Source organism: Nostoc sp. LEGE 06077 (genome assembly GCF_015207705.1).
In the GTDB taxonomy this organism is placed as follows: Bacteria; Cyanobacteriota; Cyanobacteriia; order Cyanobacteriales; family Nostocaceae; genus Nostoc_B.
The window spans coordinates 145,804-167,434 of sequence record NZ_JADEWI010000006.1 but is presented as its reverse complement, the minus strand read 5'-3'; the positions used below and the strand labels follow the sequence as shown (position 1 = coordinate 167,434).

Below are 21,631 nucleotides of genomic sequence, written 5' to 3'. Positions count from 1 at the left end.
GGAGAGTTTAGTATATGATCGGTAATCATATTTCACTAAAGATTTGCTAAGTATGTTAGCTCAAGCAGAAGCAAAACAGATTGGTGTAGTTGCCAAAGACAGCGGAGTACCAATTAAAACTATTCGCTACTATGAAGAACTTGGTCTACTCAAATCATCCGGAAGAACAGAAGGAGGATTTAGATTATTTAACTCTGATGTTTTGGAACGACTACACTTTATTAAACGCGCTCAAAGTTTAGGGTTAAGCTTATCAGAGATTAAGGATTTTTTAAATGTTCATGATAGTGGAGAATTACCTTGTGAGCATATCAAAATTAAACTAGAAGATAAGGTAAAAGCTATTGATGAACAAATTCAGCAATTACTGATTTTGAGACAAGAATTATCAGGGTTGCTTTCTGGTTGGGAAATAAAGCCTGATAATGACCATTCAACAATTTGTCCGATTATTGAACATGAATAAATTTTACAAAAAACAATATGAGTGAAACTATAGTTCGTAACCAGTATGACCAGTTAGCTTCTGTTTACGATCTACGTTGGAAAAGTTATATAACTAATACACTATCTTTTCTGAAAGCCTGGGCAGAGATATCACAAACAGATACTATACTTGATGTTGCCTGTGGTACTGGTGAGTTTGAACGTTTACTTCTAGCTGAGTATTTATCACAACGAATTGTTGGGGTAGATATTTCAGAGAAGATGCTGGCGATCGCCAAACAGAAATGTAGTGCTTATCCTCAAGTCTCATTTCAGATTGCAAGTGCATCAACTTTGCCATTTGACAATGATAGTTTCGATGTGATTGTGTCTGCTAATTCGTTTCACTACTTTGATGATCCACTTGCTGCATTAAAGGAAATGAGACGTGTTCTTAAGCCTGATGGTAAAGTCATTATCCTGGATTAGTGTAGAGATTATTTAACTTGTAAAATCTGTGACGCAATCCTGAAAGTTTTTGATCCGGCTCATAAGCAGTGTTATACCCAAAATGAATTTCACCACTTTCTTGAAGATGCAAATTTTGTGGTTTCTCGTGCAACTAAAATTCGCTTTGGTGTTGTGTGGGGATTGATGGTAGCTACTGCAATCCTAAAGGCTTAAGCCAATTTTATGTTTGATTGTTGCTTACTAACTTATAAAAGTTCCTAAAATTAATAGTGATGGAATATTACCACTAAATACAATAATATAAAGTCATCTTGTATATAAAAATACAGATATAGACAGACACATAATTTGTGTTTATCTGTATGTATCTATCTTGAAAAGTTCTGAGTGGAGTCAGCATCCGCCCAGAACTTTTTGTTTGATTTATTTGTGGTTGATTTTTTATTCTTTTTTGATTTTCCTCTTGACTCTCCAGGCAGATGGAGAATTTAAGCTAATTCCAAGTTGAGTAAAACAATTAAAACACTACTCAAACAACCATTTAGTAGGAAAAATCAGGAGTTTCCAGAGATGACAATACAACTTACTGTCCCTAAATTAGCTTGTTCAGCTTGTGTAAATACTATCAATACTGCAATTCTAAAAATTGATGCTGATGCCACTGTAAAAGCTGACACAAAAACTAAAACTGTCAGTGTAGAAACTCAAGCATCAGAGACAGCTATTAAAGAAGCGATCGCCTCTGTTGGTTATCCATCAATCTAGGGTTTTTCAAAAAAATATCAACAGTTAGCTTTTGCTAACTGTTGATAAAAATCTATTAATTAGGAATTATTTCGACTCAATTGAAATTACAGGAAATTGCTCAAACATGAACCCGTTGGAAAACCAAACTCCTATTCTAGATTTAGATGATGATTTGGAAAATCAGACTCCCATTCTAGATGACGATGATTTAGAGGCTGAATCACCATCACCGCGATCGCGGCGACCTTGGCTTTGGCTATTGCTCACTCTACTATTAGCAGGTGGAGGTATTGCAGTTTGGCGTGTCTCTACTCCCAGTGCAAAACCCCCAGTAGCTACAGCTGCTGCACCTCCTGGCGTACAAGTAAAATTATCCTCCCTAAAAGCAAGCACAATTGAACAAAGTTCCAATTTTATTGCTAACCTGCAATCTCGGCGTTCAGTTACTCTGCGTCCGAGAATCCAAGGACAAATCACCCAGATTTTTGTACAAGCAGGGGATGAAGTAAAAGCAGGTACACCCATTCTGCAAATAGATGCAGAAGAACAAAAAGCAGCAGTTAGCGGTGTAGATGCAGCTGCAATGGCGGCGCGATCGCAACTCGAAAATGCAAAAGCGACTCTCAAATCTATAGAAGCTGAACGTTTATCTAAGCAAGCTGATGTGAAGCTAAACGAGTTGGACTACCAAAGGTACTCTTACCTGGCTGCGGAAGGTGCGATATCTCGTCAAACTCAGGATCAATACGCTAACAAACTAGCTACAGCTAAAGCCAGTTTGAATGCAATTGATGCCCAAATTCAAGCCCAAAAAGCAGCTATCTCTCAAGCCGAAAAAGCCGTACAACAAGCTCAAGCAGCTACCAAACAACAACAAGTCCAGTTGAAATACTACAAAATTACCGCACCCTTTGCTGGCAAAGTAGGCGATATACCCATCAAAATTGGTGATTTTGTCGATACCTCTACTCAATTGGCAACTATTACCGAAAATCAAACTCTAGAAGTCAATATTTCCGTACCAGTTCAACAAGCAACCCGATTGCGTCCCGGAATGACATTGCAGTTAATTGACGAACGAGGTAAAAATCTCGGAAACAGTCGCATATTTTTCATAGCTCCCAACACAGCCAATGATACTCAGTCAGTCTTAGTCAAATCATTGTTTGATAATTCCCGCAGACAGTTGCGAGCCGACCAATTTGTTAGAGCGAAAGTGATTTGGGACAAACGCCCAGGCGTATTAATTCCTACTTCAACTGTCATCCGTTTGGGTGCAGAAACCTTTGTTTATGTCGCTGAATCATCACCCAAGCGATCGCAGTTAGTAGCACGGCTCAAACCCGTAGAGCTAGGTAGTATCCAGGGTAATCAGTATCAAGTGCTGAAAGGTTTAACCGTAGGCGAGAAAATTGTTGTTTCCGGTTTACTCAACTTAAGAGATGGTACTCCCATTCTCCCTGAACAGTAGTTACTTACAACTGGTTTTAGTTTCGATTACACTCTTGCCTCTTCTCTGCGCCTCTGCGTCTCTGCGTGAGACAAAAAAGTGTAGTTAATCTAACCAACAATTCCTGTACAACCAGATTTTTACCTACAAAGAAATAAGTCTATGTTTGCGAATTTTTTTATCAAGCGACCTGTATTTGCGATCGCCTGTGCTTTAGTAATGCTCATGGTAGGGATAATCAGCATTCCCCTACTACCAGTAGAACAGTACCCAGATATCAGCCCCGTACAAATCAATGTCACCGCTAATTACATTGGTGCGAGCGCGCAAGTTGTAGAAGAGACAGTCACAACAGTTTTAGAACGACAAATTAATGGTGTTGAAGGTTTGAAATATATCACTTCAACCAGCAGCAGTGACGGTACTAGCAACATCATCGTCACTTTTGACCAAGGCTACGACATTGATACTGCTGCGGCTGATGTGCAGAATCGCGTCTTGCTTGCAGAACCAAAACTGCCAGAAGTTGTCCGACAAACAGGCGTTTCTGTTACTAAGCAATCGAGTGGAATCGTCTTAGCGATGGCTTTATATAGTGAAGGCGATAAGTACGATGATACTTTTATTAGTAACTACGCCGACCTTTATGTTTTAGACCGTCTCAGACGCATCAAAGGTGTAGGTAACATTGCGACTTTTGGCGATCGCCGCTATGCGATGCGGTTGTGGCTTGACCCGACTCAACTTGCTAATCGTAAACTTACCACTGAGGATGTAATTAACGCACTTCACCAACAAAATTTACAGTTAGGTATTGGGAGTATTGGACAGCCACCCGCACCCGATGGGCAAATGTATCAAATTGAGTTGCAAACTCAAGGGCGGTTAAAAGAAGCTGACGAATTTGAAAACATGGTCATCAAAGCGGCTACAGATGGCACATTAGTGAAACTTAAAGATGTTGGTCGTGCTGAACTCGGGGCAGAAAATTACAGTTCCTTTGCTCGCTATAGTGGTCACGTTGCTGTTGGCTATCAAATTCTGCAAATTCCTGGGAGCAATGCTTTAAATATTGCCAAAGCTGTAAAAGTGGAAATGGCGAGAATTGCAGAGGATTTTCCACCTGGTTTGAAATATGAATTTCCCTATGATTCTTCACTATTTGTCGAAGCGTCGCGCAAGGAAGTTGTCAAAACTTTATTAGAAGCCATTGTGCTGGTTGTCATCGTAATTTTTATTTTCTTGCAAGACTGGCGCACTACGATCATTCCTGCAATTACAATTCCGGTTTCATTAATTGGAACGTTTGCTTTTGTTAAGGTTTTCGATTTTTCGCTTAACAGCTTGACTCTGTTTGGTTTAACCTTAGCAAGTGGCATGGTTGTAGATGATGCGATCGTTGTTGTTGAAGATATAACTCGGTTGATTCAAGAAAAGGGTTTAAGCCCCCATAAAGCTGCATCCCAATCAATGCACGAACTATTTGGGGCGGTAATTGCTACATCCCTTGTACTCTTGGCTGTATTTGTTCCTGTGGGATTCTTCCCTGGAACAACGGGACAACTATATAAACAATTTGCACTGACGATCGCATTCTCAATTGTACTTTCAACTTTTAACGCGATTACCCTCACGCCTGCTCTAGCGGCTATGTTGTTGCGGAAAACTCAAAAACCACGCGGTTTACCAGGCTGGATTTTTGCGGCGATTAATTGGTTACTTGACTGGGTGCAAAAAGGATATCAACAAATTCTGCGGTTGCTCATCAACTTCAAAATCGTTGTTGTGATACTGTTTATTGCATCTTTAGTGTGGACAGGCTGGCTTTACCTGCGCGTCCCGACAGCATTTTTACCAGAAGAAGACCAAGGCTATTTTATTAACTTAATGCAGGGGCCAGATGGCACTTCACTCAACTACACCCGTGAAGTTGCCATGCAAGCAGAAAAAACACTGCTGAAGATACCAGAGATTCAAGGTACTTTTGCAATGGGTGGTGTTGGTTTTAGTGGTAATACTCCCAACAGAGGCTTGATATTTGCACCGCTAAAATCTTGGGATGTGCGAAAAACAGCCCAACAAACAGCATCAGCAATTGTAAATCGAGCTAGAGGCGGGCTGTCAGCAATCAAAGACGCAGCCGTGTTTGCGGTGAATCCTCCTACTATCCAAAGTTTAGGTAGTGTGGGTGGTTTTGTGTTTCAACTGCAAGATAGAGGAGACAGAAATAATAGTGATATCAATAATTTAGTCAAAATCAGCCACGATTTGATCGGCAAAGCAAATCAAACACCAGGACTACAAGGAGTATTCAGTACCTACACAGCTAATGCACCACAGTTACTTATCGGCGAAAATAGAAGGTTCGTGTCATCAAGTGCAGCCTGTGGCTAGAACACTTGATATATATGGATTCTAGCCTTTGAATAACTTTTTTCTCTTAGCCCCCTTTTTACCTCTAATTCATAAGTTTTCTAAATATATTTTTTTTAAATAGTTGACAAATAGTCTAAAATCTGTGTCGTTGATTGATTTCTTATAGTGCAACAATCTTTTCTCATATACTCGCTTGAGAAATACTCAGGCTTTCAAATGATGGGAAGAAGATGAATGGTCAAGCCAAATTGGGATACAGAAGAATTAATTGAAAACTGGACACTTCTGCCAACGGAATTAGAATTAGTCAGAAACAAAGTCGGCGGTAATCAGATTGGGTTTGCTTTGTTCTTAAAACATTTTCAGATTTTTACCTATTTTCCTGATGAAAAATCGTCTATTCCTCAAATTATTATCTCTTACATAGCAAATCAACTTAAAATTCCTGAAAGCTCATACTCAGATTATGATTGGCAAGGACGAACCGCAAAAGTTTATCGTGTTGAAATTCGTCGTTTATTTAATTTTAGAGTAGCTACCGTCCAAGATTCAGTAGAAATGAGCGACTGGCTAATTAAAGAAGTATTACCTCATGAACAAAAGTTTGAATCACTAGTTGAAAGTGTCTATCAAAGATGGAGAGAATTGCAAATCGAACCGCCCACATCAGGAAGAATTGAGCGTTTGATTCGTAGTGCTATCAGTCAGTATGAAAGTGACTTCTGCTATCATACACTTTCTGTGTTATCAAAAGAAAACCTGGCTGAAATTGATATTCTCTTAATCACAGAACATTCTCTGAATGCAGAAGAAAAACAGGATTCTCTGAAACTAAAAACTTCTGAGTTTGCCTTTCTCAAAACAGATCCGGGGCCTGTTGGCTTAGAAAGTTTCCTAACTGAAATCGAAAAACTCAAACGGATTCACGGTATTGGTTTACCCCTTGACTTATTTGAAGGAATATCACCCAAACTAATTAAAACCTACCGTCATCGGGCGGCTACAGAAACTCCTTACCTTTTACGGCAACATCCCCCGGCGATTCGCTATACTCTGATGGCAGCGTTTTGTGTTCAACGCGCTCAAGAGATTACTGATAATCTCATCGAATTACTAATGTCAATTATTCAACGAATTGGGACAAGAGCGGAAAGGCGGATCAACAAAGAATTAGTCTCGGACTTTAAAGAAGTAACCGGAAAAACTAATATTTTATTTCGCATTGCAGAAGTAGCTGTAGCTGAACCTTCGGGAGTTATTGAAAAAGTTATATATCCTGTAGTTTCTCAGAAAACTCTTAGAGATTTAGTGGCTGAATATAAAGCAACTGGTACAGCTTATCGTCAAAGAGTACATACTGTAATGCGTTCTTCTTTTGCTAGTCACTATCGACGGCTGATTCCTCAACTATTAGAAGTCTTAGAATTTTGTTCTAATAATGATATTCATCGCCCTGTAATTCAGGCATTAGAACTACTAAAAAAATATGCTCAAAGTAAATCCCGATATTATGACAACGGAGAAACTATACCGATTGATGGAGTTCTCAAAAGTGGTTGGAAAGAAATTCTCTTAGAAAAAGATTCTGATGGCAAAGATAGAATTAACCGGATTAACTACGAAATTAGCGTGTTACAAGCTCTGAGAGAAAGACTCAGTTGTAAAGAAATTTGGGTAGTAGGAGCATCTCGTTATGGTAATCCAGATCATGATTTACCTACTGATTTTGAACAACACCGTCAAGTCTACTATCAGGCTTTAAGTCTTCCATTAGATGTAGAAACCTTTATCTCAAACTTACAAGCACAAATGGCACAGGGGCTAGAAAAATTAGATAAAGGAATGCCCAAGAACCAAGATGTTACTATTATCGGAAAGAAAGGTCAAAGTTTTATTAGACTTAGCCCTATAGACTCTGCACCTGAACCCATTAATCTTAAACAACTCAAGGGAGAAATTAACAAAATTTGGGAGCATACCAGTCTTTTAGACATTCTCAAGGAAACGGATTTAAGAGTAGATTTTACCCGTAACTTCACAAGTATGGGTGCGAGAGAGATTATAGACAGAGAAACACTACAAAAGCGATTATTACTGTGTCTTTATGGCATGGGAACTAATACTGGATTAAAGAGAATTAATACAGGTATTAATGGCGAAAACTATCAAGATTTACTTTATGTACGTCGTCGGTATATTCACAAAGACCAGTTACGCAGTGCAATTGGTGATGTTATTAATGCTATCTTCTCTATTCGCTTACCTCATATTTGGGGAGAAGGAACTACTACCTGCGCCAGTGATAGCAAACATTTTGGCGCATGGGATCAGAATCTTCTAACCCAGTATCATCTCCGTTATGGGGGTCGAGGAGTGATGATTTATTGGCACGTCGAGAAAAAATCTACCTGTATTTATTCCCAACTCAAAACTTGTTCTAGTAGTGAGGTGGCGGCGATGATTGAAGGGGTTTTACGCCACTGTACTAATATGAATGTGCAGAAAAATTATGTTGATAGTCATGGTCAAAGTGAAGTGGCGTTTGCCTTTACTCACTTATTGGGATTTCAGTTAATGCCCAGATTGAAACGGATTAAGGTGCAAAAGTTATATCGTCCTCACGTTGGACAAAGTGATGCTTACCCTAATCTACAACCGATTCTGACTCGCCCAATCAACTGGGATTTGATTCGTCAACAGTATGACCAGATGGTGAAGTTTACTACTGCTTTAAAGTTGGGAACAGCTGAAACAGAGTCAATTCTCAAACGTTTTAGCAAAAATCCCTTTAAACATCCTACTTATCTGGCATTATTGGAATTAGGTCGGGTGATAAAAACGATTTTTCTGTGTCAGTACCTTGACTCAACAGAGGTACGGCGAGAAGTTAATGAAGGATTAAATGTAGTAGAAAGATGGAATGGGGTTAATGATTTTATCTTCTACGGTAAGGGTGGAGAGTTTGCTTCTAATCGCTTGGAAAGTCAGGAGTTATCAGTTTTATCTTTGCACCTATTGCAGATATGTTTAGTCTATGTGAATACTTTGATGATTCAGAGTGTTCTGGAGCAGAAGCATTGGCAGCAAAAGTTAACTGAAGTCGATAAAAGAGCAATTACTCCTTTGATTTTCAGTCATGTCAATCCTTATGGTACATTTAAGCTGGATCTCAACGAGAGAATTGCTGGTTTGACACAACAACTGGTTGCTTAATCCCTCCAGAACTTTTCAAATCTTTGAGGTGACATTTGAGTATAACGAACTGTGTGGTGTATATTCTTATGTCCTAAATAGTCTTGAATCGCTCTGGTATCATGACCAAGGGATGCTAAATAGTAGCCACAAGCATGACGTAGTTGATGAGGATGAACTGTCCAAGCGATTTTAGCAATTTCTCCCGCTCTGGCTATGATATGACGGATTGAACGAGTTGATAGAGGTGCTTTGCGTTCAGATACGAAAACGTAACTCGAATCGGGGTAATCTCTTTGAATTTGACGCAAAGCTCTTAATTCGGGAGAACGTAGAGGATGTATGCTGTCATGACCATTTTTGACACGATGTATCTCTATATAACCTCCTACTAAATCCATTTGCGACCATTTCAAAGCCACTAATTCGGCAGTTCTTAGTCCGTGACGAAACATCAATAAAATGATTGCTCCATCTCTAACACCATGACGACCTACTTTTTGAGCAGCACCAATCATGGCGTTGACTTCTGATGGCCGCAGATATTCTCTTTCCCTCTGAGATGATTTTTTGGACGGGGGAGTATTTTGAGAAAATATCTTTGCCGAAAATGGATGTTGGATAGTGATAGATAGCATGGGTCAAGTCCTCATGCTGAGGTCTATATTTTCATTGTACTTTGCCTATAAGGAGACAAACTAGGCAATGTTCTCATTTGTATTTCTTATCAATTAACCCTGAAAAATCGGTCATTTTTACATAACTTTACAAGGCTGCACCTGGTGACACGAACCTTCTATTTACGCCTTATCGAAGTAGACCGAGAAAAAGCCGAAGCCTTACAAGTCCCTGTCAGAGACATTTTCAGCACCTTGCAGACTTTCATCGGTTCCCGCTACGTCAATGACTTTAATGCTTTTGGTCGCACATACCGAGTCTATGTCCAAGCAGATCAACAGTTTCGCTCTAACCCAGAAGATATTGGACAACTATATGTGCGTTCTGGACGGGGTGAGATGATTTCCCTAAGTAGTTTGGTGAAGGTTACACCAACCACCGGGCCGCAAACAATTAATCACTATAACCTCTATCGGTCAATAGAAATTAATGGTGCAGCTGCTCCTGGTTTTAGCTCTGGACAAGCAATAGAAGCGATGAAAAATTTAGCGGCTACTGTCTTACCGAAAAACATGGGTTACGAATGGTCAGGTATTTCTTTAGAAGAATTAGAATCTGGTGGACAAGCACCAATTATTTTTGGTCTAGGGATTTTCTTCGTTTTCTTAGTGCTAGCTGCTCAATACAATAACTTCGTAGACCCTTTGATTATTTTATTATCAGTTCCCTTAGCCGTTTTAGGAGCATTGTTAGCTCAATCATGGCGTGGCTTGTATAACGATGTTTACTGTCAGGTTGGATTAGTCATGTTAATTGGTTTAGCCAGCAAGAATGCAATTTTAATTGTCGAATTTGCTAACCAATTACGCGAACAAGGTTTTTCGATTACCAAAGCCGCCGTGAAAGCTTCTGGCGAACGCTTACGACCAATTCTCATGACTGCTATTTCAACTCTACTAGGAATTTGGCCGCTCGCTGTGGCGACAGGTGCAGGTTCAGCTAGTCGTCAATCTCTCGGTACGGCTGTCTTTGGTGGAATGTTCGTTGCAACTTTCTTGAGTTTGTTTGTAGTACCTATCCTGTATATCGTTATTAGCCAGATTCGTCTGCAATTTGCAGGTGTACCAAAGTCAAGGAATCAAGCAGGTAAGTTAACAAAACAATCAGGAATTGACGTACTCCGTTGAAAATAACCGAGAATTCTTAACTTGGCGTACATCCCCTGGCTTGAGCTTAGGGGGTTTTCACTTTACCCCATTATTTTTAATCGAATTGATACTTGACTCTCCATCTGACTGGAGAATCTAGGATAAAGTAGACGATTAAATTTAAGAGAAGTAATTATGCTAGTTCAAGAAAAGTCAAAACAGATTGGTGTAGTTGCTAAAGAAAGTGGCGTACCAATTAAAACTATTCGCTACTATGAAGAACTTGGTCTACTCAAATCATCAGGCAGAACTGAGGGTGGATTCAGATTATTTAATACTGATATTTTAGCTCGCCTGCACTTTATTAAACGCGCCCAAAGTCTGGGGTTAACTTTAGGCGAAATCAAAGAATTTTTGAATGTTCATGATCAGGGAGAATTACCGTGTGAACATATAAAAACCAAGCTTGAGGATAAGGTACAAGCTATTGATGATCAGATCCAGCAATTACTTATTTTGAGACAAGATTTGTCAGGGATGCTGTCTGGCTGGGAAATTCAATCCGAAACATATTATCCAACAATTTGCCCCATTATTAATTAAAAATTAGGTTTAATCTAAAAAAAAATTTTAACAATACGTTCACTAGAAAATGAACGTATTTTTTATTAATTCAAATCAAAAAACTAAGAATTTCTTGATTTTTCCTATTGACTCTCCACTCAACTAGACAATTTAAACTCACTTTATGTTGAGTAGATGATTCATAAATCACTCGCTCATCTTCAAAAATCAGTCATGTTCGATGAGGGTTAAACATTATGAGCATACAATTTACTATTCTTGAGCTAGTTTGTTCTGTTTATGTGAATACTGTTACCACAGCAATTAAATTTATCGATTCTATAATCACATTTCCAGCTAAACCAACCACAAAACTTGTAAGTATAGCAATTCAAACATCTGAGACACAGATTAAATAACTAATCAATAGCTGATGTTGGCTATCTATTTAGTTTTTGAGTTTTGTCTAGTCTCAGTAATTATCAAAATGTTAATTACTGATAGTAGACAAAGCTCAATTCAGAAAAGCCCTTTTGCTTTTAGTAAAAGAAGTAATTTCTATGGGCTTACTTTTTCTGATTCCGCTAATGATTGCTTTAGGAGTTAGTTATCTGTTTAAAAATTCTACTGATGAACTAGTAGAATTAACAGGTTTATTTACAATTGGTTGCCTAATTGTCAGTGTAATCTTAACACCTTGGCAACTAAAGATTTTGATTTTAATACTTGTCATCTTCAAGGCATAGCCCAAGACAAGATTAGGAAATTATCTATTTCTAATCAACAAAACTCTTGCTTCTCGTATAGCTTTACTACTCAATTTGAGTCTTTTGAATAACTTAGTCCGTCACAAAAAGGAGAAAATCAATGAATAGATTTCTAAATGCGATCGCTATCACTACTACTTTGGTACTAGTTCAAGCTTGCTCATCATTACCTAAAGCTGAAGAAAAAGCAATGTCTGTTAGTACACATCAGCATGAGGAGCGTTCAATGAGCGAGAGCCATCATGGAGAACATTCAACAAGTAGCACAGTTCATGGTGAGAAGAAAGCGTTGACTCAAGCAAAACTTAAAGTTTCCAGTAACATCACCCCAAATAAAAATATTTCGCTATTGATTGATGTTCAAGATTTAGAAGGAAAGGCGATCGCCAAGTTTGACAATTTCCAAGAAAAGCTCATGCACTTAATTATTGTCAGTGACGATCTTCAGTTTTTCAGCCATCTTCATCCCACATATAAAGATAATGGTCAGTTTCAAGTAGAAGCTAGTTTTCCAAAAGCAGGTGGTTACACATTCTTTAGTGACTACAAACCTGCTGGTCAGTCAGAACAAATTTCAGTATTAAAAACACAAGTTCCAGGAATCACTATTGCTGCTCCAGAAATTGACATTAAGCGTAGTAAAACTTTCAATGATACTCAAGTCAATCTCGCTCTTTCTGAACCCACTGTAAAAGCAGGTAAAGAAGTCACTTTAATGTTTAAATTACAAGATGCTTCTAATAATCAACCACTTACAGACTTACAGCCTTACTTGGGAGAAAAAGGACATTTAGTTATCTTGCGACAGTCAAGCTCATTAACAGCAGCAGATTACATCCATGCTCACGCACTCAACAATACTCCAACTGGACAGGTTCATTTTATGACTAGCTTTCCGCAAGCAGGAAAGTATAAACTTTGGGGACAATTCAATCGCAACGGTAAAATTATTACCGCTGATTTTTGGATTAATGTGGTTTAATTTAGCTGATGTTTTCTTAATAAAACAAGAAGGGCAAAACTTCCTGCCTTCCAACTTTGGATGTACATAGTACCTATGTGAATTCACCACCTAAATAGGTGGTGAATTCTTGTTTCTGACTATCTCTAATTTAGGAGTTGACCTATGCTAACAACTAGCAATTGCGTTAAATTCGGTTTCTCAGTTCAGACAAGTTATCCATTGATGCGATCTCTTCACTACATTTACTCCAAAATGTTGAGCTTTTTTCTGCTCTTATTTGATGCTTTATATCAATTTGCTAGTTCTAAACTAGATTTAAATCTCCAGTCAAGCAGAAGAGTAAGTGGTTAATCTGTATTATTTGGATCAAGGATAAGTCTGAATCTGAGCTAAACCAAGTGGAATTTCTTGCGTCAATCCAACTTTTTTAGCATAAACTTGGTACTGCCAAGTTGCACCATAGCCTGATTCATACGCTTGAGTATTGACTCCTCTCATTAAAACTGAGAGCTTTGTTTCAGGAGCTATTGGTTGTGAAAAAGCTACTGTAGCTTTTTGTCCATTAATAGAAACTGTCGTAGAAATTTCCTCCCCTGATTGATTTTTAACTTCAATTCCCTTATCAATTCTTACTCCGTCAGGTAAATTAATTGCGAGTTCTGCCAAAGGTTTACCTTGTACATGAACTTCAAATTTATGAGTAGCATCTGTGACATAAGTAGTATTAGGAATGGCAGCACCTCTGAGCAGATGAGAAGTTCTAAAATCACCTGGTTTTCCACTTGCCCATACAGCAGGAACTGAAAAAGATGTCACTGCTAAAGTAAATGCAGTCAGATAAATCAATCTTTTCATTTTGTTTCTCCTCAAAAATTACGTAAATTTTGTTCCTATTATCAGTTTCACATCCATAAATGAAATCTCCATGAAATTCCTTAATTTGTTATTAGAAAAAGATTCGATTAGTAAATACGAAACCAAGCAACACCTATAGGGATTTCTGCATCAATACCAACCTCTCTAACTGAGAAACTGTAAACAGAACCATTACCAAGATTTTGTCTTTTTATCTTGTTAAGGTCAATATCAAACTTAGTATTAGGGGCAACTGGTTCAGCAAAAGCTAGTAGTATTGTTTTACCGTTGACAGATACATTAGTATTAATTTTCTGTCCCTTTTCATCCACAACATCGATATCCTGAATGTCATTACTTATAGTTACATTGTCTGGAACTTTGATAAGTAGTTGAGTAACAGCTTTACTATTTTGGGGAACGTGCAACTGGAAAGTATGTCTAAAACTTCCCCAACGTGTAGGGGGAAATTGTGTATTTCTATCAATATGGGGAACCTTACCATTGTCTGTTCTAGGACTTGCTTAGCTGGGAAAAATAATAGCTGTGCTACTCAGAGTAAACACAACAGCGTAAATCAATGATCTCTTCATATTTACCTCCAAAATAATCAAATACATCAGCTAGCAGAGCATTATTTATGAGTTAATCTGTTCTTAATAGATACATCAAACTTGGCAAAGCTATATTTAACTACCTCATTGATACTCTGATCAATCACGAGAAGTAGCCTGTTAAGTTGCCCTTATTACGTTAAAATTATTGGTAATTTTTCGCTGACGATCTATATTAACTCTATCTACTAGCATGACAAGTCATAATGAAATCAAGATGAAATTTCAGTAGTTATCATTAAAATTTACAAATAGATTAATATGAAGAAACTTGAACTTCATCAAAAGAAATTTTTACGTCACGGCTAACGACTTTAGCCGAAAGATGATAGGTGAAATTATAACTAATACTTGGTTATAGTAATGTGTTTAAGCTTATTCGCAAGTAGCTAGTGCTAGAAATAACTGCATAGCACTATTAATTTTAAGAATACTATTACAACATAAGGATTAAATTACTGGATTTGGTTTTGAAATGCAATAATTTAGTTTTAATTTAGTGAAAAAATATAATTATTTTTTGTAGCAAGTAACTTAATTTCTCAAGAAAATAATCTATTTAATAAAATTACTTATAAAATAACAAATCTTTTAATTAATAAGAAATCAAGCTTTTTAGTCATGTTGAAAGTGGCATGACTAAAAAGCTTGGTGGGGTGTAAACATGAGGAGCATGTTTCTATTTAGATTATACAAAGTATAGATGAAATCAAGATGAAATTAGGATTTATCAATGTATTTAAATAACGGTTACCCAAAAATCAGCAGTAATAATTTTCCCGTTTCGATTAAATTGTCCCCACATTTTATATTTTCCCGGTTTTGGAAAACGGGTGATAAAATGAACCTCATAATCTGGAGTATTTTTCATAGCATGAGCATGGATATAGTCTGCTTGCGTTAACGGTGATGATTGCTTAAGAATAACTAAATGTCCCCTTTCTCCTAAATAAGGTTTTAAATCTGTAGGTGGTTTTTTAGTTGCAGCATCCTGTAAATTGAAAATTAAATGCACCTCTTGTCCAGCTTTAATGGTGGATTGAGATAAGTTGAGATTAACTTGAGTATTATCAAAAGTTTTAATAGTAGCTAAATCAATTTTTGGTTTAGCTGGTGATTGACCTGGAACTGGTGCTTTGAGGACTGACACTTGTTCTGCTTTTCCTGCTACTTTGTAATCACTGAAAAGAGTGTAATTAGAAGAATAGGGAAAATAAACTTGAACTTCAAAGCGTCCATTTCCTTTATATTCAGGATGAATATGTTGGAAAGATTGTAAATCATCACTAACGACAATTAAGTGCATTAATTCTTCTTGAAATTTGTCAAAATTAGCAATGGCTTTACCATTTTTGTCTTTTATTTCAATCGCTATAGGAACAGGAGTGTTAGGAGTTATTTTGCTGGGAAGGATAAGCTTTGCGGTAGCGTTCGCAGGTTCTAACTGGGAATGACCATGCTCATCATGGGAGTCCCCCATATTATGTCCGTCATGAGGATTATCTTTTTCTTTTGGTTTTTTAGAATTCTCCATATTGTGACCAGTATGGGGATTCGCATTACTTATGCTGGTGGGATTAGTGTCTGAAATTTCCCCAGATTTAACTTGTGAAGCACAACCTTGAGTCAATGCAAGAGTTGAAGTGATAGCCAGTGCAGTCAAAAAACTTTTCATTTTGATGAAAATAGTATTTGTATGTAAAAATGTACGGTTGAAAAGTGAGATTGCCCCGAAAACTAGAATAATCAGCGTCGAAATCAAAGCATGATAAATACTAGTTAGCGATTAAAGTTAAAACGCCCGGTTGCTTTTTCGTCTTTAATATCTGCCGTAATTTTCACTTGATACTGACCAGATGCTTTTTCATTCAGTAGACCAGTATAGTGTTTGTCTTTAGCATCATAAGTAAAAGGAATCGTCTTTTGTTGACCATCAGGTAGCTGAACTTGGGCCGTTACTTTTGCATTAGGTACTGCTGCGTGGTTATCACCTGTTTGCAAATATAAATCCATGTGAGTTCCATTTGCTTCTTTATCAGGCACAAATTCTAAATGATAGCTTCCTGTCTCTACAACTTGGCCTCCATGAGATGCACCATGCCCGCTATCTGTTTTAGTTGCTGGTGAGGCAGAAACAGAGGGTGCTTGAGTGGTTAAGGTAGAAGCAGTTGGACTATTTTCTGTATTAGCTGTTTGATTAGCATTACTGCAAGATCCTAAAAATAGTAGTCCCACACTTCCAAGAATAATTAAGCCAGATTTAAGTGATTTCATTGGTTTATTCCTATCTGTAGATATGTGTAGAAGTTTTCAGTAGCTACATGTGCATAAAAAATTTCTCGTCTTTTTCTTTAGTCTCCTCTGTTTTTTTCGGAAATAAATGTTTACCAAACTTGGCATATAAAGCAGGTAAAACCAATAAAGTTATAGCTGTCGAAGTAAACAATCCACCAAAAACAACAATAGAAAGTGGCTGCAAAAGTTCTTGTCCTGGGCCACCTTGTAGTACCATTGGTGCCAGACCTAATGCAGAAGTCAAAGCCGTCATTAAAATAGCATTAAGTCGTTCCATTGAACCTTTAACAATAATCTCTTTTAACGGCATTCCTTCTGAAAATTTACTGTTATAGTTATCTACTAATAACAAACCATTGCGAGTTGCTACGCCAAACAAGGAAACAAATCCAACCAAAGACGCAACAGAAATCACGCCTCCAGTTAAAGCTACCGCGATTACACCTCCTACCAAACCAATTGGTAAATTAATCATAATCATGATGGTAGAAGGTATAGATTTCACTGAAATATACATGAGAACTGTAATTGCCACAAATGCGATCGCACTGAACACCAGGATATTTTGGGTAGCGCGTTCTTCTGCTTCAAATTGACCTGCGTATTGTATAAAATAACCCGCAGGCACTTGAACATTACTTTTGACTTTGGCTTCAATCTCATTGACAATCGAGCGTAAATCCCTACCTTTAGCGTTAGCTGAAACTACAATCAAACGGGAAACATTTTCACGATTGATTGTATTCGGGCCAGTACCGTTGTCAATTATTGCCACATTACCTAAAGGAATTTTCTGTCCATTGGGGGTATCAATTAATAAATCCCGAATGGTGGACAAATCTTGTCGTGCTTCCGGCTTTAACCACACTAAAAGGTCAAAGGATTGTTGGTTTTCTAAAACTTGAGAAACTACTTGCCCGTTGAGTGCGGTTTCAATAATGCTAGAAATTTCTCCGACTGATAAACCGTAACGGCTAGCTGCATCTCGATCAAATTTGATTTGAATTTGCGGTATGGGAATTTGTGGTTCTAGCAATAAATCTACAACCCCGTCAATGGTTTTCATTTGTGCTTCTACTTGTTCCCCAATCTGACGGAGTTGTGTTAAGTCTGAACCAAAAATTTTAACTGCGATCGCACTTCTTACCCCGGACAAAACTTCATCCATGCGGTGGGAGATGAATCCGCCCACATTCGGTGCAGCTCCCGGTATCTTATCAAACTCTTGACGCAGCTTTTCTAAAGTTTTCGCGCGGTCTTTCATTCCCTCATCACTGAGTTCGATATCAACGTGTGCAATATTCACACCTGCCGCATCTGCATCTCCCTCAGCACGTCCAGCTCGTGTTTGAATAAATTTGAAGCGGTTGTCATTTTTGAGCGCATCTTCCACTACATAACCGGCTTTTGTTGTCGCTTCTAAAGACACCCCAGGATATAAAGTTAAAGTATTTACCATCGTTTGCTCTTGGAACTCTGGTAAAAAAGCTCTACCAAATGAAGGAATAACTGCGATCGCTGTTACTGTTAAAGCTAATGCAACACCAATGATTGGTAAAGAATTCCGAAAAGAAAAGTTGAGACAGTAACTATAAATTGTCTTACATAATCTCGCCAACCAAGGTTCTCTTTTTGTCACTTTGACATTAGGTAATAAAATCGCACACAAAGCAGGAGAGACTAACAGCGATTCTAAACTAGAAATAACAACTATGACTAAATAAGAAATTCCCATTGGTGTAAAAATTCTTCCTTCTACACCTGGCAGAGTAAAAATTGGTGAAAAAACAATAATACCAATAACAGTTGCACCAATCAATGATTCTCGTACTTCGGCTGAACCTTCAAAAATAATTTCTAATGGCGGTAATGGATTGTCAGAAATTTTATTTTCTCGCAATTTTCTATAAGTATTTTCTCCATAAACAATAGCATCATCAATTGCCGTACCAATCGCTACTGCTAAACCTCCTAAAGTCATTGTATTCAGACCTATACCTAGCCAAGAAAGAGCTAGCAATCCAAACAGTAAAGTTAAGAAAAAATCTAGTAAACATACGGCAAGAGTCCGCCAATTCATCAAAAAGGGAATAAGAATTATTGCCGCAATAATGCTACCTTGAATTAATGATGAACTAACATTTTGAACTGAGGAATCAATATAACTATCTTGGCGAAATGTCGTTGTGACTTTAATCTCTGGGGGTAAACCAGCTTGAATTTCTTTCATCGCCACTTCTATTGCACGGGAAACAGTAGGAGTGTCTGCAAGCGGCTGTTTATTAACCATTAAAATAATTGCTGGTTTGCCATTGAAACTACCATCTCCCCGTTTAATTGCGCCACCAATTTTTACTTCTGCTACATCTTGCAGTCTAACAGGTACTCCATTACGTGCAGTAATAGTTGATTTTTGCAAATCTGCAACTGATTCAATGCGTCCGATACCTCGAATTAATGTTTCTTTATCTGGTGTGATTAAATAACCGCCCGGTGCATTACCATTGGCAGATTTCGTGGCATTAGTAACTTGCTCTAAAGAAATATTAAAGGCTGCTAATTTTGCTGGATCTACTAAAACTTGATATTGACGTGCATCACCACCAAAAACTACTACTTGGCTCACACCTGGAACAGCTAAAAGGCGATTTGTGACTTGCCAATCAACAATTCGTCTAGCTCCCATCAAGTCTATTTTGGCTTGAGAATTATTATTTTCTGATTCGACTGTAAAAGCGTATTGAACCACTAAACCAACAGGCGAAGTAGTAGGAGAAATTTGCGGCGTTTCCACTCCTGGGGGAAGTTTGCTGGCAGCTTGTTGCAGTCGTTCAGTAACTAGCTGACGTGCTTGATAAATTTCTGTCCCCCAATTAAAAATTACCCTCACAGCAGAAATTCCTGCTGCCGAAGATGAACGGACTGCGGTTACTCCTGGTGTACCATTAATTGCACTCTCAATTGGTAAAGTTACTAAAGATTCAACTTCTTCCGGCGCGAGTCCCGGTGCTTCGGTTTGAATTTCTACTTGGGGCGGTGCAAAGGGTGGTAGCACATCTAATGGCATTTGGGGAATGACGTAGAATGTCCACAATGCAGCGATCGCTGTAGCTAAAACAACGAGCCAACGTCGGTCAATCACCCACCTGACGATGTTATTGAGCATTTTAGATTTGAAATTTGAAATTACTAAATGTTATTGTCTGGTTGATCAAAGACAGCAGCAGAATTTGATGTGGTTGGTTTTTTATGGTTATCAATATGAGTTTCAGTTTCATAATTAAAGCCATCATATTCGGGATGACCAACTGCTACAAAACGCTGACGTATGCGACGACTTGACCAAAGACTACCTGCTGCAAAAGCAGCAATACCAAAAAGTGTTACTCCTCCTGTTCCCAATAGCCACAAAGGTATAGGTAAGTTTGTTTTTGCTTGGGTTACTTCTGTGTTGGTATGCGTTTCATTTTTGTCTCCGCTTGCAGATTTGCTACCACCCCGCAATGATTGGGCATAAAGTTGTGGTGCGCGTTGAGTCACAATCGTATCTCCCTCAAACAAACCACTTTTGACCTCAACCATATCTCCAGAAGTTTGCCCTAAAGTTACTTCAGTGGACTGAAAAGCATTACCATTTTGCAAATAGACGAATTTTTTAGCATTTGCCTCAACCACTGCTGAGGTAGGGATAGCTAAAACAGCAGAGGACGTTTGGTTTGTCAAAACTTCCAGTTGAGCAAACATTCCGGGTTTGAGTTGACGAAGAGAGTTATTCACCTGGGCTTGTACTGGTACAACTCGTGTTTCTCCTTCTACCGATGTCCCAATGCGGGAAATTCGTCCTGAAAATGTACTTTCAGGTAGACTAGCAACTCGTAAATTAATTCTTTGACCAGTTCTTAGCTTGCTTAAATCTTTTTCATAAATATTAGCTGTAGCAAATACCTGAGTGTCGTTGACAATCGTCATCAATTTGCCACCTGCATCTTCAAAGGTTTGACCAAGGGTAACTTCTCGATCTGCCACTTTGCCGGAGATAGGAGCAGTTACTATAACCAATCCCTTAGCATTAGCAAGAGTCCCCAATTGAGCAAGTCGGGTTTGATAAATATTATTACTGCGACTAATATTTGACTTTGCTAACTGGACTGCTGCTTGAGCGCGTTTGAGTTGATTTTCTGCCTCAATCACCTCTCTTTGGCTATTGGCTTTAGTAAGTTCGGCTTTTGCTTGTGCTAACTGCGTTTGTGATTCTAAAGCATTGCGACGTGGTAAAGCACCATCATCAGCCAACTGCTTATCTTTATTGTATTTTTCTTGAGCAAAGTCAACTTGACTTTGTGCTTGGGCGATTTCCGAGGTAGCTATTTGTTGGTATTTTTGGTAATTCTGTTGAGCCAGTCTTAAGTCTGCTTGGGCCTGTTGTAAATCAGCTTGACCTTGTGCTAATTTTTCCTGAGATTCTACGCGCAATGTTACTAGGTCTGGACTAGTTACAACAGCAACAGGCTGACCTTTCTTGACTGATGCACCAGGTTCTACCAATAATTCCACCACTTTCGCCCCTGGTATGGGGGTAGTTACTTCAACTTTTTGGCTAGGAAGAGTTTCGATTTGTCCAGTGGTTTTAATGCCGATGGCTAACTGCTGACGTTTGACTGACTCGACTTTAATTCCTAGTCGTTTAGCTGTGTCAGCATCAACCTGGATGGAATTACCAGTCTGAGTAGCTTCACTTTCTTGGTGAAATTCGTTTCCATGTCCGGCATGAGCCATAACAAGTGTGGGACTTGCTAATAACAGCAGGCTGAGGAATGTGCTAGACACACAACAAATTTTTGTAGGTATTTGGGAACGCTCTGAGTTAGACATTGCGCTTGTTAGGTTTGTGAGTATGAAGCATCAGGACTTGGGAACGGTTAAAAGTGCTTTTAGGTTTAAGAAATACACTCTGATCACTAGTGTTTCATGTAGAGATGAAATCAGGATGAAATTGAGTTTGGAGCATTCCAAACTTAGAGAAATTTCATCAAAATCTGCCAGGAAACTCCCACCTACCCTAACAAGGGGACTTTGCATAATTAACAAATACCTTATACAGCCATATTGCTTTTGACAATTGGTGATGGGTAGCTTGTAAGATT

At 38.3% G+C, this 21,631-nt stretch carries 12 protein-coding genes and 4 pseudogenes; 9 read left to right on the top strand and 7 right to left on the bottom strand.

The window, feature by feature from the left end; translation table 11 throughout:
* The first annotated feature begins 52 nt into the window (after positions 1-52).
* From IQ244_RS06675 to IQ244_RS06650, 6 genes and pseudogenes are all read left to right on the top strand, one after another.
* Positions 53-466 (top strand): heavy metal-responsive transcriptional regulator, encoded by a 414-nt coding sequence (locus IQ244_RS06675; protein ID WP_096560766.1) that lies wholly within the window; start codon positions 53-55, stop codon positions 464-466.
* Positions 467-483: 17 nt separating this feature from the next.
* Positions 484-1,110: pseudogene (locus IQ244_RS06670) on the top strand (class I SAM-dependent methyltransferase).
* Between the two features lie 357 nt (positions 1,111-1,467).
* A complete protein-coding gene (locus tag IQ244_RS06665; RefSeq protein ID WP_096614727.1) occupies positions 1,468-1,662 on the top strand; it encodes a heavy-metal-associated domain-containing protein in 195 nt (64 codons plus the stop codon).
* A 106-nt stretch (positions 1,663-1,768) separates the two neighbouring features.
* A complete protein-coding gene (locus IQ244_RS06660) occupies positions 1,769-3,115 on the top strand; it encodes an efflux RND transporter periplasmic adaptor subunit (protein ID WP_193891068.1) in 1,347 nt (448 codons plus the stop codon).
* A gap of 141 nt (positions 3,116-3,256) precedes the next feature.
* Positions 3,257-5,455, top strand: a pseudogene (locus IQ244_RS06655) (efflux RND transporter permease subunit); the annotation flags it as partial.
* Between the two features lie 249 nt (positions 5,456-5,704).
* On the top strand, positions 5,705-8,683 hold the full coding sequence (locus tag IQ244_RS06650) for a Tn3 family transposase (protein WP_193891065.1): 2,979 nt from the start codon (positions 5,705-5,707) through the stop codon (positions 8,681-8,683).
* Here IQ244_RS06650 and IQ244_RS06645 read toward each other — a convergent pair.
* Entirely contained in the window at positions 8,680-9,300 is a 621-nt protein-coding gene (locus IQ244_RS06645; RefSeq protein WP_193891063.1) for a tyrosine-type recombinase/integrase, read from the bottom strand. The genes IQ244_RS06650 and IQ244_RS06645 overlap by 4 nt on opposite strands.
* Before the next feature lie 168 nt (positions 9,301-9,468).
* On the opposite strand from IQ244_RS06645, the pseudogene IQ244_RS06640 reads away from it, so the two are divergent.
* The 3 genes and pseudogenes from IQ244_RS06640 to IQ244_RS06630 all read left to right on the top strand — a co-directional run.
* Positions 9,469-10,467, top strand: a pseudogene (locus tag IQ244_RS06640) (efflux RND transporter permease subunit); the annotation flags it as partial.
* Positions 10,468-10,623: 156 nt separating this feature from the next.
* Positions 10,624-11,031: a heavy metal-responsive transcriptional regulator gene (locus tag IQ244_RS06635; RefSeq protein WP_193891060.1), complete on the top strand. Its 408-nt coding sequence runs from the start codon at positions 10,624-10,626 to the stop codon at positions 11,029-11,031.
* A gap of 828 nt (positions 11,032-11,859) precedes the next feature.
* On the top strand, positions 11,860-12,741 hold the full coding sequence (locus tag IQ244_RS06630; RefSeq protein ID WP_193891057.1) for a hypothetical protein: 882 nt from the start codon (positions 11,860-11,862) through the stop codon (positions 12,739-12,741).
* Between the two features lie 348 nt (positions 12,742-13,089).
* On the opposite strand, the gene IQ244_RS06625 is transcribed toward IQ244_RS06630, so the two are convergent.
* The 6 genes and pseudogenes from IQ244_RS06625 to IQ244_RS06600 all read right to left on the bottom strand — a co-directional run bounded on the left by IQ244_RS06625 (position 13,090) and on the right by IQ244_RS06600 (position 21,359).
* Positions 13,090-13,578, bottom strand: a complete 489-nt coding sequence (locus tag IQ244_RS06625) for a DUF2808 domain-containing protein (protein ID WP_096560772.1) — start codon at positions 13,576-13,578, stop codon at positions 13,090-13,092.
* A 107-nt stretch (positions 13,579-13,685) separates the two neighbouring features.
* Positions 13,686-14,171, bottom strand: a pseudogene (locus IQ244_RS06620) (DUF2808 domain-containing protein).
* A gap of 760 nt (positions 14,172-14,931) precedes the next feature.
* Complete coding sequence (locus IQ244_RS06615) at positions 14,932-15,867, bottom strand: hypothetical protein (protein ID WP_193891054.1); 936 nt, start codon at positions 15,865-15,867, stop codon at positions 14,932-14,934.
* Between the two features lie 104 nt (positions 15,868-15,971).
* Positions 15,972-16,466 (bottom strand): hypothetical protein, encoded by a 495-nt coding sequence (locus IQ244_RS06610; RefSeq protein ID WP_193891051.1) that lies wholly within the window; start codon positions 16,464-16,466, stop codon positions 15,972-15,974.
* Positions 16,467-16,509: 43 nt separating this feature from the next.
* A complete protein-coding gene (locus IQ244_RS06605; protein WP_193891048.1) occupies positions 16,510-19,653 on the bottom strand; it encodes an efflux RND transporter permease subunit in 3,144 nt (1,047 codons plus the stop codon).
* A gap of 23 nt (positions 19,654-19,676) precedes the next feature.
* On the bottom strand, positions 19,677-21,359 hold the full coding sequence (locus tag IQ244_RS06600) for an efflux RND transporter periplasmic adaptor subunit (protein WP_193891045.1): 1,683 nt from the start codon (positions 21,357-21,359) through the stop codon (positions 19,677-19,679).
* Positions 21,360-21,631 lie beyond the last annotated feature (272 nt).